Source organism: Enterobacter cloacae complex sp. SYL001 (assembly GCF_049237025.1).
GTDB lineage: Bacteria > Pseudomonadota > Gammaproteobacteria > Enterobacterales > Enterobacteriaceae > Enterobacter > Enterobacter intestinihominis.
On the sequence record NZ_JBMKJI010000004.1, the window covers coordinates 13,234 to 27,639 of the forward strand.

Genomic DNA, 14,406 nt, shown 5'->3' on the forward strand with positions numbered 1-14,406 from the left:
GGGAACTGATATGGGAACTATGATGGATTACGAAGAGTACTCTCCCAAAGAGCAACTACAGCTAACGGTCTGCCAGCGTCTGATCGCGGAAAAGAGCTATCTCTCCCAGGAAGAGATCCGCCGCGACTTACAGGAGCGTGGTTTTGAGACCATCAGCCAGTCCACCGTTTCACGTCTGCTCAAGTTGCTTGGTGTCATAAAAATTCGCAATGCCAAAGGGCTAAAGATTTATTCGCTGAATCCCCAGCTGCGCCCGGCCCCCGACGCGGCGCGTACGGTCTCTGAAATGGTGGTGAGCGTGGAGCACAACAGCGAATTTATCCTTATCCATACCGTCGCCGGATATGGCCGCGCGGTGGCGCGTATTCTGGATTATCACCAGTTACCGGAAATTTTAGGTGTAGTGGCCGGGAGCAGTATTGTCTGGGTCGCGCCCCGCGTAGTGAAGCGCACCGCGCTGGTACATAAGCAAATTAATTATTTACTCAGAACGCATTAATATTCACAAAGAACCGTTTGCATTGAGTAAAGCGTGCATTAAATCGCTTGATCCCAAAAGCGAGCTGCGTATAATGCCCGACAATTTGCCGGGAGGAAGCATGGTCAAGCGTGTACGACATAACGTCTTACCGCGTCTGAAATCAGACGCTGGCCTGCCGTTTTTCTTCCCGTTGCTAAACCTATTCCCAGAGCCCCTCATTTGAGGGGCTTTTTTTTGCCCGGCGTCAGGAGATAAACATGAATCCGCTTTATCAAAAACACATCATTTCCATAAACGACCTCAGCCGCGAAGAGCTGGAACTGGTTCTGGAAACCGCGGCAAAACTGAAGGCCAATCCGCAACCGGAGCTGTTGAAGCACAAGGTGATTGCGAGCTGCTTCTTCGAAGCCTCGACCCGCACCCGCCTCTCCTTCGAAACCTCCATGCACCGTCTGGGCGCGAGCGTGGTGGGCTTCTCGGACAGCAGCAACACGTCGCTGGGCAAAAAAGGCGAAACCCTGGCGGATACCATTTCGGTTATCAGTACCTACGTTGACGCGATTGTGATGCGCCACCCGCAGGAGGGCGCGGCGCGTCTGGCGACCGAGTTTTCCGGCGGCATTCCGGTGCTGAACGCCGGTGACGGTGCCAACCAGCATCCGACGCAGACCCTGCTGGATCTGTTCACCATTCAGGAGACGCAGGGCACGCTTGAGAACCTGAACATCGCCATGGTCGGCGACCTGAAATATGGCCGCACCGTCCACTCCCTGACCCAGGCGCTGGCGAAATTTAACGGCAACCGCTTCTTCTTTATCGCGCCGGACGCGCTGGCGATGCCGCAGTACATTCTCGACATGCTGGACGAGAAAGGCATCGCGTGGAGCCTGCACGCCAGTATCGAAGAGGTGATGGGCAACGTGGATATTCTCTACATGACCCGCGTTCAGAAAGAGCGTCTGGATCCGTCCGAGTACGCCAACGTGAAGGCGCAGTTCGTGCTGCGCGCCAGCGACCTTGAAGGCGCGCGCGACAATATGAAGGTGCTGCACCCGCTGCCACGCATCGATGAGATCACCACAGACGTGGACAAAACGCCGCACGCCTGGTACTTCCAGCAGGCTGGAAACGGCATCTTCGCTCGCCAGGCGTTACTGGCACTGGTTCTGAATCGCGAATTAGCTCTGTAAGGGGAGACGACCATGACACACGATAACAAACTCCAGGTTGAAGCCATCAAGCGTGGCACCGTGATTGACCACATCCCTGCGCAGGTGGGCTTTAAACTGCTGACGCTGTTCAAACTGACCGAAACGGACCAGCGCATCACCATCGGCCTGAACCTGCCGTCGGGCGAAATGGGCCGTAAAGACCTGATCAAAATCGAGAACACCTTCCTGACCGACGAGCAGGTTAACCAGCTGTCGCTGTACGCGCCGGACGCCACGGTTAACCGCATCGACGATTACGACGTGGTGGGCAAATCCCGCCCAAGCCTGCCGGATCGCATCGAAAGCGTGCTGGTCTGCCCGAACAGCAACTGCATCAGTCATGCTGAGCCGGTTTCCTCCAGTTTCGCAGTGAAAAAACGCGCCAATGACATCGCACTCAAATGCAAATACTGCGAAAAAGAGTTTTCTCATTATGTGGTGCTGGCCAACTAATTGAGGTTGGTAATGAAATCCCGGCTGTTATAATGGCCGGGAACATTCTTAACGCTGTAATTCTGGAGAAAAAATGAGCAAAGTACTCGCGACGGAAAATGCACCAGCGGCTATCGGCCCATACGTTCAGGGCGTTGATCTGGGCAGCATGATCATCACTTCTGGTCAGATCCCGGTGAACCCAAAAACCGGTGAAGTGCCAGCCGACGTAGCGGCGCAGGCGCGTCAGTCGCTAGAAAACGTGCAGGCGATCGTGGAATCTGCCGGTCTGAAAGTGGGCGATATCGTCAAAACCACCGTGTTCGTGAAAGATCTGAATGATTTCGCGACCGTTAACGCCACTTACGAAGCGTTCTTCACCGAGCACAACGCGACCTTCCCGGCTCGCTCTTGCGTGGAAGTGGCGCGTCTGCCAAAAGACGTGAAAATTGAAATTGAAGCGATTGCCGTACGTCGCTAATTCAATTCAATTAAGAAAGGGCAGCTTAGCTGTCCTTTTTATTTCGACTATTTTTACTCTCCATATAAAATGACAAATCGCACCGTCCATTATTAAGCTTCTCCACCCGGTAATATTCTCTAATAATGGATGAGTAATGAAACTTTCAAAAATTGCACTTGCCCTCGCGACAGTGACCGTTGCATCGTCGGCATTTGCTCACGGCTATATTGAATCACCAGCCAGCCGCGCCTATATGTGTAAGCTTGGCCAAAATATTGATTGCGGCGCTGTACAGTATGAACCGCAGAGCGTGGAAAAAACTTCCGGTTTCCCGACCGGCGCTATGCCGCCGGACGGCCAGCTCGCCAGTGCAGGTATTTCCCAGTATTCTCAGCTGGATAAGCAAAGCCTGAATGCCTGGACCAAAAACCCAATAACGGCAGGCCCGCATGAGTTCGTCTGGCATCATACTGCACCGCATAAAACCACTAACTGGCGCTATTACATCACCAAACAAAACTGGGATCCAAATAAGCCGCTGACTCGCGATCAATTTGAATTAACTCCATTCTGTACGATCAACGGAAATAGTCAGGCACCAGCCGTAACAAAATCTATGACTTGCAATGTTCCTGCGCGTACGGGGTACCAGGTTATTTACGGCGTGTGGGAAATTGCGGACACCTCAAATAGCTTTTATCAGGCCATTGACGTTGATTTCGGGAATGGTGGCAACGTAACCCCGGACGAAACGCCTGCGATTGTTTCCGAATGGAGCAAAACCCTGAGCGGCCAGATTGCCGGTAATAACCTGAACGTGGGCGATAAGGTTATCGCACGCTTCTTCGACGCCAACGGTGAAGTGACCGCCATGCGTACCGAAATGACCATCGGCTCTGCTGAACAAGGCGACGCTAACCAGTGGTCTTACGATCTGGCGCAAAAGATCAACACCGCTCAGAGCGATGTCCGCGTCGGTGTTAAAGATGAAGCCGGTGACATCAGCCCGGTTCACGGCGCCAACAGCGTATTCGTGAAAGAGGGCAGCACGCTGAAATCCGTTGCCATCTCCTATGAAGAGCAAAAAGCGCAGGTGAGCGAGACCATCGCCGTTTCCGATCTGCAATACAGCAAAATCGAACATGGCAACGCGACCGTCACCTTCCACGTCAACACGCAGGGTGACGTTAATTTTGAAGCGCACGTGATGAACCACCACGGTGCGGAAAAAGGTTACCTGAAGCAGGACATGAACAACGTCAATCAGGACGTGACCATGACGCTGACTGACGTGACGGCGGGACACCATATGCTGAAATACTACGCGACCAATAAAGACGGCACGATGTTCGCCCAGGACGTGCTGAACCTGATGCTGGAAAGCGATGCGGCTGCGGACAGCACCGGCCACCACGACTTTACCTTCCCGGACAATATCGCCTCGTACAAAGCGGGCACCGTGGTACTACAGCCAAAAGACGGTAAGACCTACGAATGTAAGCCTTTCCCGTACAGCGGCTACTGCGTGCAGTACAGCCCAACCGCAAACCAGTTTGAGCCTGGCGTTGGCGCGCACTGGAAAGAGGCGTGGGTGTTGAAGAACTGAGTGGAAAAACCTTACCCCTCACCCTAACCCTCTCCCCAAAGGGGAGAGGGAACGGATCGAGCCCCCTCGCCTGGCCCTCTCTCCAAAGGGGAGAGGGTACCGATAGAGCCCCCTCGCCTGGCCCTCCCTCCAAAGGGGAGAGGGTACCGATAGTGCCCCTCGCCCCTATGGGGAGAGGGGTTGGGGTGAGGGGTATTTTTTTCTACTGATTCCGCGTCGCACGCAGCAGCGTTTCCAGCGGGTACACCGCCGCAATCACCACCTCGTCCTGGATTGTCGCCGCGTTATCCAGTTCGCTCTGGATCGACGCGATCTCTTTATCATCCAGCGTTCCCTGACGCGCCACCAGATCCGTCAGCCTCAGGCCAATCGAGGCCAGCTTGTCCACCTCCTGAATCACCGGTTTGATGGCCTTCAACTGATAGCTGTTTTCGCTCAAGGCCAGCACGTCGCTGGTGTTGTTCTGCCAGCGGTTAAAGACGTGGCGCAGCGCGTCGGCGCTCTCCGTGTCTTCCGCGTCGCTCACCAGACGATCAGCCCATTTATTCATCTGACGCACGGTCGCACTTTCCGCGTTTAGCGCGTCAGCGAGCCGGTTGAGCGGCTCAAACTGATGATAGTTTCCGGCCTGGAACTTAAGATGCTGACGGGTGTAATACTGCGCCGGTTCAAGCGCCTGGGCGAGGATTTGCAGCGGCAAGGTATCCGCATTGTTAGCGAGGCGCGTGAACTGTATCTGCTGCTGGGTATGCTGCTGTAGCCCAACCGATACCGTGGACCAGCTGTCCATCGCCTGTAGCCGGGTATACATGTTGTCGATGTCGTTGACGTCCTTCGCCGACCAAAGCCGCTCCGCCACCGCAAAGGCGCGCGGCCACAGACGGATATCCAGCACTGGCGCGACCACGTTTTCCGCCCACAGCGCGGCTTCACCGCCGAGCAGATTGGCCTCGTTCGCCGGGTCCGGCACCACCGGCGGAACGCCTTTCGGCACCTCGTCCAGACGCGTGCCGCTAATCGGGTAGCGGGCGTTACCCACCAGGAAATAGCCGCTGAGCTTATCGTTCTCAACAGAAACGACCGGACGCGTTTCACCCATCCAGGTATCAACGGTAAACGTTACCTGATTGTCGTCCCGCCACTGAATGTTATCCACCGCCCGACGCGATTTCCCGGCAAAATCAATGAATCCGCGCCAGCCAGCATCGCCTTTCACCAGCGTAAAGCTGCCTTCCACCGGCTTGCCTTTCAGACGCGGCATCGAGAAAGCCCAGCTCTGGACGCTGTCGGTGTCTGCTATCACATCCACGCCGTTCAACCCCTGCGGCACAATTTCATTGCGGTAGTGGTAGGCGGTGGATTGCGGCTGATCGAGGTAGAAACCGATAGAGAGAATGCCCTTATAGCCGTTCTGCGCCACCTGCCCCAGCGCGTCCTGTCCCTGCCAGGACTGGATCAGAATGCTTTTCGGCAGATCGGGATGGTAGATCTCATCCCAGCCAACCATCTGCCGGTGGTGCTTCTCAAGGATCTTCTCCAGCTTGCGGTTGAAATACGCCTGCAACGCATGGCTGTCCGCCAGTTTGTTGTCGCGCATGAATCTCTGGATCGCAGCGTTCGCTTTCCACTGGCTGTCGTCAACCTCATCGCCGCCAATATGCAGATACGGATCCGGGAAGATCGCCGCCAGTTCGCTGACCATCGCGTCGGCAAAGGTATAGGTCGCCTCTTTGGTGGGATCCAGCACTGGCTTAAGCACGCCCCAGTGGCGCTCCATGGCGTACGGCCCCGGCGCGCTCATCAGCTCCGGGTAGGCGACGGCAATCGCCGAGGCGTGGCCCGGCATATCAATTTCCGGCACCACGCGTATGCCGCGCTCGGCAGCGTAACGCACAATCTCGCGCATCTGCTCCGGGGTGTAGAACAGCCCATCGCTGGCAAGCTGGGTTAATTTTGGATAACGCTTCGAGGTAAAGCGCCAACCCTGATCGTCCGTCAAATGCCAGTGCAGGACGTTGAGCTTAGCCGCGGCCATGCCGTCGATCTGGCGTTTGATATCGGGTAACGGGATGAAATGGCGCGCTGAATCGAGCAGCAGCCCGCGCCACGGGAAGCGCGGCGAATCTTCAATGCTAACCCACGGAATCGAGGTGTTTTCGGCGCCGTTCTGCATCAGCTGGAGCAAGGTTTCCATGGCGCGCAGCGCGCCGAAGCGGGTGTTGGCGGAGATATTTACGCCGTTGGCGTCCACCGTGAGTTTATAGCTCTCATCGCTGTCCGGCAGCGGCTGCGGCTTCACCTTTTTAGCGATGGAAATACGGATGGTTGGCTTGTCAGGTTTTTCGGCCTGCGGCTGTAGCGTCCAGCCAGTTTGCAGGGCGATGCGCTGGCGCAGGCGGTTGACCGCATCCCCCAGATCGTCGCCGCTGACGCTCACGGTGAGTTGATTGTTAAGCACCAGCGCACCCTGCGTGGTCGGGCGTTCAACCTTCGCAGGCCAGGGCATTAAGGGAAGGTCGCCTGCCGGGGCGGCAAAGGCGGAGGCGCCGAGCATGAGCCCGGCGGTTAAGAGGCTGTACCGTAACATGAATGTTCCTTATCTGACGGGCCAAATAAAGGCAAAACATTCTGTTAACATGCGCTCAAATTGTCGTCAAGCGAATGCGCTGACGGAGATCACAGGTTGTTGAATTTGGGAGGAAAGCCAGTCTCCTCACCCCGACCCTCTCCCCAAAGGGGAGAGGGTGTAATCATCCCCTCTCCCTTCTAGGGAGAGGGTCAGGGTGAGGGTATGTTTTTACTGCCATCCATACCGACGGCTATAGAACCCTTTGACCATCTGCGTCAGCACCATGTAACCCGCGAGGATCGCCACCAGCCACGGGAAGTAGCTCAGCGGCAGCGCCTGAAGTTGCAGGTAACTTGCAAGCGGCGAGAACGGCAGCGCGATCCCGAGCGCCATCACAATGCCCGTCATCACGATCAGCGGCCATGCGGCACGGCTTTGGATAAACGGAATGCGGCGGGTGCGGATCATATGCACAATCAGGGTCTGGGACAGCAGCCCCACCACGAACCAGCCGGACTGGAACAGCGTCTGGTGTTCCGGGGTGTTGGCGTGGAACACAAACCACATCAGGCAGAAGGTCAGAATGTCAAAGATGGAGCTGATCGGCCCAAAGAACAGCATAAAGCGCCCCAGATCGGCGGGGTTCCAGCGCTGCGGCTTCTGGATCTGCTCGTCGTCCACGTTATCAAACGGGATGGCGACCTGAGAGACATCGTACATCAGGTTCTGGATCAGCAGGTGCAGCGGCAGCATCGGCAGGAACGGCAGGAAGGCGCTCGCCACCAGCACGCTGAAGACGTTACCGAAGTTGGAGCTGGCGGTCATTTTGATGTATTTGAGCATATTGGCGAAGGTGCGACGCCCTTCGATGACGCCCTCCTCCAGCACCATCAGGCTCTTTTCCAGCAGAATGATATCTGCCGCCTCGCGGGCGATATCCACCGCGCCGTCCACGGAGATACCGATATCCGCCGCACGCAGGGCTGGCGCATCGTTGATGCCGTCGCCCATAAAGCCCACCACGTGCCCTTCACGACGCAGCAGAGTGACGATGCGTTCTTTATGCATCGGCGTCAGGCGGGCAAACAGCGTGGTGCGCAGGGCAAGCTCGGCCAGCTCATCGTCGGACAGGTGCTCAATGTCGCTCCCCACCACGACGTCGCCCGCGTCCAGGCCCACTTCGTGGCACACTTTGGCCGCCACCAGCTCGCTGTCGCCGGTCAGGATTTTGACGGTGATCCCGCTCGCTTTCAGCGCTTTCAGCGCCGGCGCGGTGGTCTCTTTCGGCGGATCGAGGAATGCGATGTAACCCTCGAGGATCAAATCGGATTCATCGATACGCTGGTAGTCCCCTTCCCGCGCGGGCAGGAACTTGCTTGCTACCGCCACCACGCGCAGCCCCTGACGGTTCAGGTTATCGGTGACGCGTTTGATGCGGCGCAGCATGGTCTCATCCAGCGGCACGATCTCGCCGTTATGACGCACCTGCGTGGAAACATTCAGGATCTCCTGCAATGCCCCTTTGCAGATCAGCTGATGTACGTCCGGCTGCTCGCTGACCACCACCGACATGCGGCGCCGTTCAAAGTCGAACGGAATTTCGTCCACCTTCTGCCAGCGGCCGGAGAGCATGCGGGCAGACTCTTCATCCACACCTTCCGGCACCGCCACGTCGAGCAGGTTTTTCAGCCCTGTCTGGTAGTGACTGTTCAGCCACGCGCTGTACAGCACCCGTTCGCTGGTCTTTCCGGCGATATCGGTGTGGTTCTCCAGCACGATTTTGTCCTGGGTCAGGGTGCCGGTTTTATCGGTGCAAAGAATATCCATCGCGCCAAAGTTCTGGATGGCGTCGAGGTGTTTGACGATCACCTTTTGTTTAGAGAGTTTGACCGCCCCGCGCGCCAGCGTGGAGGTGACAATCATCGGCAGCATTTCCGGCGTTAAGCCGACAGCCACGGAGAGGGCGAACAGCGCCGCTTCCCACCAGTCACCTTTGGTGTAGCCGTTGATCAGCAGGACAATCGGCGTCATGACCATCATAAAGCGGATCAGCAGCATGCTGACGCGGCCAATGCCTTTCTGGAATGCGTTCGGCTCGCTCTCCTGCTCGCTGACGCGTCCGGCAAGCTGTCCAAACCAGGTGTTGCCGCCGGTAGCGGTGACAATGGCCTGCGCCGTGCCGCTGACCACCGTGGTGCCCATAAAGCACAGGGTGTCGCATTCCAGCGGGTTCATCTGCTGCGGATCGCGGGTCCGCGCCACCTTCTCTACGGGCAGGGATTCACCGGTGAGTGACGCCTGCGCGACGAACAGATCCCGCGCCTGGATGATGCGTAAATCCGCCGGGATCATGTCCCCCGCCGCCAGCTTCACCAGATCGCCCGGCACCAGCTGGTCAATGGGCAGTTCAATCCAGGCGTTTTCGCCGAGGTCGTTAATCACACGCGACACGGTGGCAGTATTGCTGACCATCGCTTTCAGCGCATCCGCCGCTTTGGTGGAGCGCGCTTCCTGAATAAAGTTAAGCAGCGTGGAGATCCCCACCATCAGGGCAATTACGCCTGCGGCAAAAAGATCTTCAGTGGCGTAAGAGATAATCCCGAGCACCGTCAGCAGCAGGTTGAACGGATTGCGGTAGCAGAGCCACAGGTGGACCCACCATGGAGAGGGTTTTTGCGCCGGGATCTGGTTATCGCCATGTTCCTCGCGGATTTTTGACACTTCTTGCGCGTTCAGCCCTTCCGGGTGGCCGCCAAAGGCGCGCCAGACTTCGTTTTCATCCATCGCCGCCACGTTCAGGCAGCGCTCGGTCAGGGAAGCGGGGATTTCCGCGCCCGCCAGGGTGTTGGCATTTGGCAGCGGATCGCGCGCAATCAGGCGATGTGGCAGGTGGCGGCTCAGCTGCGCGAACAGCTGCCGGGTGATATTTTTCAGCATAGTCATTCCCCCGCATCCGCAAAGGCGGACGCAGTTTTCCCGCAGGCGTGGCAGAGCCGTACCTGTCAGGCACTTAATTTATCAAGCAGGAACGTATGAACGTTGCTGCCTCACGCCGGTGAGACAGCAAAAGGCTGGCTTACCGGAAAGAAGGTTTTCTCCTGGTCAGGAGAGGTGTGGGATCGGGATCCATGTGGCCTCCGGTAAGTTAAAAATGGGATGTCGTCGCGCAGTATAAGGATTTAACCATACCTTTTGTGACTATTCGGGCGGTATGATACCCCCTCGTAAATAAACCGCACGTAAACCAGACTTTGCCCATAGCGAATTCGCAGGATAGCATTAGGCTCAACTGATTATTTTATCGTTGTTACAGGGAATACAGCATGCAGAACCGCCTTACGATTAAAGACATCGCGCGTTTAAGCGGCGTGGGGAAATCGACCGTCTCACGCGTGCTTAACAACGAAAGCGGTGTCAGCGAACGCACACGCGAGCGCGTCGAGGCGGTGATGAATCAGCACGGTTTTTCCCCTTCCCGCTCCGCGCGCGCCATGCGCGGGCAGAGCGATAAAGTGGTCGCCATTATTGTCTCGCGTCTGGATTCCCTCTCCGAAAACCTCGCCGTACAGACGATGCTGCCCGCGTTCTACGAGCAGGGCTACGATCCGATCATGATGGAGAGCAAGTTCTCGGCGCAAATGGTGGAGGAGCATCTCGGTATGCTTCAGCGCCGCAACATTGATGGCGTAGTGCTGTTCGGGTTTACCGGCCTTAAAGAGGACATGCTTAAACCCTGGCAGCCGTCTCTGGTGCTGCTGGCGCGCGACGCCAGCGGGTTTGCCTCTGTCTGTTACGATGACGAAGGGGCAATCGTGATCCTGATGCAGCGCCTGTATGAACAGGGCCATCGGCATATCAGCTATCTCGGCGTGCCGCATGCCGACATCACCACCGGCAAGCGTCGCCATGAAGCGTACCTGGCGTTTTGTAAAAAAAACAATCTCCCCGCCGTGGCCGCGCTGCCTGGACTGGGTATGAAACAGGGATATGAGCAGGTCGCCAGCGTGCTGACTGCACAAACCACCGCCCTGGTGTGCGCCACGGATACCCTTGCATTGGGTGCGAGCAAATATTTGCAGGAGCAACGCATCGGGGAGCTGCAGTTAGCGAGCGTGGGAAGCACGCCGCTGATGAAGTTCTTACACCCGGAGATTATCAGCGTTGACCCGGGTTATGCCGAGTCTGGCCGGCAGGCTGCCGCGCAGCTGATCGAGCAAATTACCGGGCGTACCGAGCCCCGTCAGATCGTTATTCCAGCCCGCCTCTCATAATTTTTTTGAATGGATTATTGTGATCTTCGCCCGATTTCGGGAACGTTCCCATTTTCGCCGTCACGTTGAAGGAGTAGGCTTGCGCACAGGTCATAACCCCTTTCACCATCTGTCATGAGGTTTCATGATGAGTAAAGTCAAACAAGCCGATATCGATCAGCTGATCGTCCTGGTCGGCGGACGCGAGAACATCGCCACCGTCAGCCATTGCATTACCCGCCTGCGCTTCGTGCTGAACGATCCGGCCAAAGCCAATCCGAAAGCCATTGAAGAGTTGAAAATGGTTAAAGGCTGCTTCACCAACGCCGGGCAGTTCCAGGTGGTGATTGGTACCGAAGTGGGCGATTACTATCAGGCTCTGCTGGCGACTACCGGGCACTCTTCCGCCGATAAAGAGCAGGCGAAGAAGGCAGCGCGCCAGAATATGAAATGGCATGAGCAGCTGATTTCCCATTTTGCGGAGATCTTCTTCCCACTGCTGCCTGCGCTGATCAGCGGGGGCTTAATTCTGGGCTTCCGTAACGTCATCGGCGATGTGCCAATGAGCGACGGCAAAACCCTGGCGCAGATGTACCCGGCGCTGCAAAGCATCTATGACTTCCTGTGGCTGATTGGCGAAGCCATCTTCTTCTATCTGCCGGTCGGGATCTGCTGGTCAGCGGTGCGCAAGATGGGCGGAACGCCCATTCTCGGAATCGTACTCGGCGTGACGCTGGTCTCTCCGCAGTTAATGAACGCTTACTTACTTGGTCAGCAAACGCCAGAGGTGTGGAACTTCGGCCTGTTTACCATCGCCAAAGTGGGCTACCAGGCGCAGGTTATCCCGGCATTGCTGGCGGGTCTGGCGCTGGGCTTTATTGAGACACGTCTGAAGCGCATCGTGCCGGACTATCTCTATCTGGTGGTGGTCCCGGTCTGCTCGCTGATCCTGGCGGTGTTCCTGGCGCATGCCTTTATCGGTCCGTTTGGCCGCATGATTGGCGACGGCGTGGCCTTCGCGGTCCGTCACCTGATGACCGGCAGCTTCGCACCGATTGGCGCCGCACTGTTCGGCTTCCTGTACGCTCCGCTGGTGATCACCGGCGTGCACCAGACCACGCTGGCGATCGATATGCAGATGATCCAGAGCCTCGGCGGCACGCCGGTCTGGCCGATTATCGCCCTGTCTAACATTGCGCAGGCCTCCGCTGTAACCGGCATTATCATCGTCAGCCGTAAGCACAACGAGCGTGAGATCTCCGTTCCGGCTGCTATCTCCGCTTACCTCGGCGTCACTGAACCGGCGATGTACGGTATCAACCTGAAATATCGCTTCCCGATGCTCTGCGCGATGATCGGCTCCGGTCTGGCGGGCTTGCTGTGCGGCCTGAACGGCGTAATGGCAAACGGGATTGGCGTCGGCGGCCTGCCGGGTATCCTCTCCATTCAGCCTTCATTCTGGCAGGTGTTTGCGCTGGCGATGGCGGTGGCGATTATCATCCCAATGGCGCTGACTACCGTGGTTTACCAGCGTAAGTTCCGTCAGGGCACGTTGCAGATTGTTTAATTCCCTTTTTCGGGGCGCAGTTGCGCCCCTTCGCATTTGCAGGAACGTACTATGAATACCCTTCCTCACTGGTGGCAGAACGGCGTTATCTATCAGATTTACCCAAAGAGTTTTCAGGATACCACCGGCAGCGGCACCGGCGATCTGCGCGGCGTAACGCAGCGCCTTGACTACCTGAAAACCCTTGGCATTGACGCCATCTGGCTGACGCCGTTTTATATCTCCCCGCAGGTGGATAACGGATATGACGTGGCGAACTACACTGCCATCGACCCGACCTACGGCACGCTGGACGACTTTGACGAGCTGGTTGCCCGGGCGCATGAACGTGGCATCCGCATCGTGCTGGATATGGTCTTTAACCACACGTCCACGCAGCACGCCTGGTTCCGCGAGTCGCTGGATAAAGCGAGTCCGTACCGTGAGTTCTATATCTGGCGCGACGGTACGCCGGATGCGCTTCCCAACAACTGGCGCTCAAAGTTTGGCGGCAACGCCTGGCGCTGGCATGCCGAAAGCGAGCAGTATTATCTGCATCTGTTCGCGCCGGAGCAGGCGGATCTCAACTGGGAAAACCCGGCGGTGCGCGCCGAGCTGAAAAAAGTGTGCGAGTTCTGGGCCGATCGCGGCGTGGACGGCTTGCGTCTGGACGTCATTAACCTGATTTCAAAAGATCAGGATTTCCCGGACGACACCATCGGGGATGGCCGACGTTTCTACACTGACGGGCCGCGCATCCACGAATATCTTCAGGAGATGAGCCGGGATGTCTTTACGCCGCGCAACCTGATGACGGTGGGCGAGATGTCCTCCACCTCGCTGGAGAACTGTCAGCAGTATGCGTCGCTCGACGGGCGCGAGCTGTCGATGACCTTTAACTTCCATCATCTGAAGGTCGACTACCCCGGCGGCGAAAAGTGGACGCTTGCGAAGCCGGATTTTGTGGCGCTGAAAACCCTTTTCCGCCACTGGCAGCAGGGGATGCACAACAAAGCCTGGAACGCGCTGTTCTGGTGTAACCATGACCAGCCGCGCATCGTGTCACGCTTTGGTGACGAAGGGGAACACCGCGTGGCGGCGGCGAAAATGCTCGGCATGGTGCTGCACGGGATGCAGGGCACGCCGTATATCTATCAGGGTGAAGAGCTGGGCATGACCAACCCGCATTTCAGCCGTATCACCGACTACCGCGACGTAGAAAGCCTGAACATGTTCGCCGAACAGCGGGCGAACGGCCGCGATACGGATGAACTGCTGGCGATTCTGGCGAGTAAGTCACGTGATAATGGGCGCACGCCGATGCAGTGGGACGCCTCGCACAATGCGGGCTTTACCGGGGGCGAACCGTGGATTGGTGTCTGCGACAACTACGAAACCGTGAACGCCCGCGCGGCGCTGGACGACCCCGACTCGGTGTTTTACACCTATCAGTCGCTGATTCGCCTGCGCAAAACCCTGCCGGTGCTGACGTGGGGGGATTATGAGGATCTCCTGCCTGACCACCCTTCCCTGTGGTGCTATCGCCGTCAATGGCAGGGGCAAACGCTGATGGTGGTGGCGAATCTGAGCCACGAGCGCCAGCAGTGGCAGCCCGCCCCCGCAGAGCGAGCATGGCAGGTGGCACTCAGCAACTATGAAGAGGTTCCCTTCCGACCCGATACGTTGCTATTGCGCCCGTTTGAAGCTATCTGGTGGGTACAGGAATAAACCTCAGGAGATACAGCATGCTGTATCTCTTTTTTTATGTTTAGCGATACGCTAAATGTACGACGATAACTTTTACAATATGGCGCACTCAAAATAAAAATAGCCTGCCAATTAAATAAC

The 14,406-nt window shown here is 57.1% G+C and carries 11 protein-coding genes and 1 pseudogene; 9 read left to right on the forward strand and 3 right to left on the reverse strand.

The genetic code is table 11. The features are described 5' to 3' along the window. Positions 1 to 19 precede the first annotated feature (19 nt). Complete coding sequence (locus tag ACOTZP_RS06215) at positions 20 to 499, forward strand: arginine repressor (protein ID WP_003863366.1); 480 nt, start codon at positions 20 to 22, stop codon at positions 497 to 499. 3 nt (positions 500 to 502) lie between these two features. Here the strand turns inward: ACOTZP_RS06215 and ACOTZP_RS06220 are convergent. Next, positions 503 to 620: pseudogene (locus ACOTZP_RS06220) on the reverse strand (hypothetical protein). On the opposite strand from ACOTZP_RS06220, the gene ACOTZP_RS06225 reads away from it, so the two are divergent. The 5 genes from ACOTZP_RS06225 (at position 600) to gbpA (ending at position 4,193) form a co-directional block, all read left to right on the forward strand. Continuing rightward, on the forward strand, positions 600 to 704 hold the full coding sequence (locus ACOTZP_RS06225) for a pyrBI operon leader peptide (protein ID WP_022646880.1): 105 nt from the start codon (positions 600 to 602) through the stop codon (positions 702 to 704). The pseudogene ACOTZP_RS06220 and the gene ACOTZP_RS06225 overlap by 21 nt on opposite strands. A 34-nt stretch (positions 705 to 738) precedes the next feature. Further along, the gene (pyrB, locus tag ACOTZP_RS06230; protein ID WP_003863368.1) at positions 739 to 1,671 is read left to right on the forward strand and encodes an aspartate carbamoyltransferase; all 933 of its coding nucleotides are present in this window, start codon (positions 739 to 741) and stop codon (positions 1,669 to 1,671) included. Between the two features lie 12 nt (positions 1,672 to 1,683). Beyond that, a complete protein-coding gene (gene pyrI, locus ACOTZP_RS06235; protein WP_003863370.1) occupies positions 1,684 to 2,145 on the forward strand; it encodes an aspartate carbamoyltransferase regulatory subunit in 462 nt (153 codons plus the stop codon). 73 nt (positions 2,146 to 2,218) lie between these two features. Next, the gene (gene ridA / locus ACOTZP_RS06240; protein ID WP_003863373.1) at positions 2,219 to 2,605 is read left to right on the forward strand and encodes a 2-iminobutanoate/2-iminopropanoate deaminase; all 387 of its coding nucleotides are present in this window, start codon (positions 2,219 to 2,221) and stop codon (positions 2,603 to 2,605) included. Positions 2,606 to 2,741: 136 nt separating this feature from the next. Further along, positions 2,742 to 4,193, forward strand: coding sequence for an N-acetylglucosamine-binding protein GbpA (gene gbpA, locus ACOTZP_RS06245; RefSeq protein ID WP_032625241.1), 1,452 nt, complete (start codon positions 2,742 to 2,744; stop codon positions 4,191 to 4,193). Between the two features lie 202 nt (positions 4,194 to 4,395). Here gbpA and ACOTZP_RS06250 read toward each other — a convergent pair whose 3' ends face one another. Both ACOTZP_RS06250 and mgtA read right to left on the reverse strand, forming a co-directional pair. Continuing rightward, positions 4,396 to 6,780 carry a beta-N-acetylhexosaminidase gene (locus tag ACOTZP_RS06250; RefSeq protein ID WP_271075053.1) on the reverse strand — a complete coding sequence of 795 codons (2,385 nt, stop codon included), beginning with the start codon at positions 6,778 to 6,780 and terminating at the stop codon, positions 4,396 to 4,398. A gap of 210 nt (positions 6,781 to 6,990) precedes the next feature. Further along, on the reverse strand, positions 6,991 to 9,699 hold the full coding sequence (mgtA, locus tag ACOTZP_RS06255) for a magnesium-translocating P-type ATPase (RefSeq protein WP_199117638.1): 2,709 nt from the start codon (positions 9,697 to 9,699) through the stop codon (positions 6,991 to 6,993). Between the two features lie 386 nt (positions 9,700 to 10,085). Between mgtA and treR the strand changes: the two genes are divergently transcribed. The 3 genes from treR (at position 10,086) to treC (ending at position 14,286) form a co-directional block, all read left to right on the forward strand. After that, the gene (gene treR / locus ACOTZP_RS06260; protein ID WP_022646876.1) at positions 10,086 to 11,033 is read left to right on the forward strand and encodes a trehalose operon repressor TreR; all 948 of its coding nucleotides are present in this window, start codon (positions 10,086 to 10,088) and stop codon (positions 11,031 to 11,033) included. A gap of 127 nt (positions 11,034 to 11,160) precedes the next feature. Further along, positions 11,161 to 12,579: a PTS trehalose transporter subunit IIBC gene (gene treB / locus ACOTZP_RS06265; RefSeq protein WP_022646875.1), complete on the forward strand. Its 1,419-nt coding sequence runs from the start codon at positions 11,161 to 11,163 to the stop codon at positions 12,577 to 12,579. 51 nt (positions 12,580 to 12,630) lie between these two features. Next, entirely contained in the window at positions 12,631 to 14,286 is a 1,656-nt protein-coding gene (gene treC, locus ACOTZP_RS06270) for an alpha,alpha-phosphotrehalase (protein WP_063163209.1), read from the forward strand. Positions 14,287 to 14,406: the final 120 nt, after the last annotated feature.

Excerpts from the sequence above, each read along its gene's own strand:
- ACOTZP_RS06215 (WP_003863366.1), top strand. The coding sequence starts at position 20 with ATGATGGATTACGAAGAGTACTCTCCCAAAGAGCAACTACAGCTAACG.
- ACOTZP_RS06225 (WP_022646880.1), top strand. The coding sequence starts at position 600 with ATGGTCAAGCGTGTACGACATAACGTCTTACCGCGTCTGAAATCAGAC.
- pyrB (WP_003863368.1), top strand. The coding sequence starts at position 739 with ATGAATCCGCTTTATCAAAAACACATCATTTCCATAAACGACCTCAGC.
- pyrI (WP_003863370.1), top strand. The coding sequence starts at position 1,684 with ATGACACACGATAACAAACTCCAGGTTGAAGCCATCAAGCGTGGCACC.
- ridA (WP_003863373.1), top strand. The coding sequence starts at position 2,219 with ATGAGCAAAGTACTCGCGACGGAAAATGCACCAGCGGCTATCGGCCCA.
- gbpA (WP_032625241.1), top strand. The coding sequence starts at position 2,742 with ATGAAACTTTCAAAAATTGCACTTGCCCTCGCGACAGTGACCGTTGCA.
- ACOTZP_RS06250 (WP_271075053.1), bottom strand. The coding sequence starts at position 6,780 with ATGTTACGGTACAGCCTCTTAACCGCCGGGCTCATGCTCGGCGCCTCC.
- mgtA (WP_199117638.1), bottom strand. The coding sequence starts at position 9,699 with ATGCTGAAAAATATCACCCGGCAGCTGTTCGCGCAGCTGAGCCGCCAC.
- treR (WP_022646876.1), top strand. The coding sequence starts at position 10,086 with ATGCAGAACCGCCTTACGATTAAAGACATCGCGCGTTTAAGCGGCGTG.
- treB (WP_022646875.1), top strand. The coding sequence starts at position 11,161 with ATGAGTAAAGTCAAACAAGCCGATATCGATCAGCTGATCGTCCTGGTC.
- treC (WP_063163209.1), top strand. The coding sequence starts at position 12,631 with ATGAATACCCTTCCTCACTGGTGGCAGAACGGCGTTATCTATCAGATT.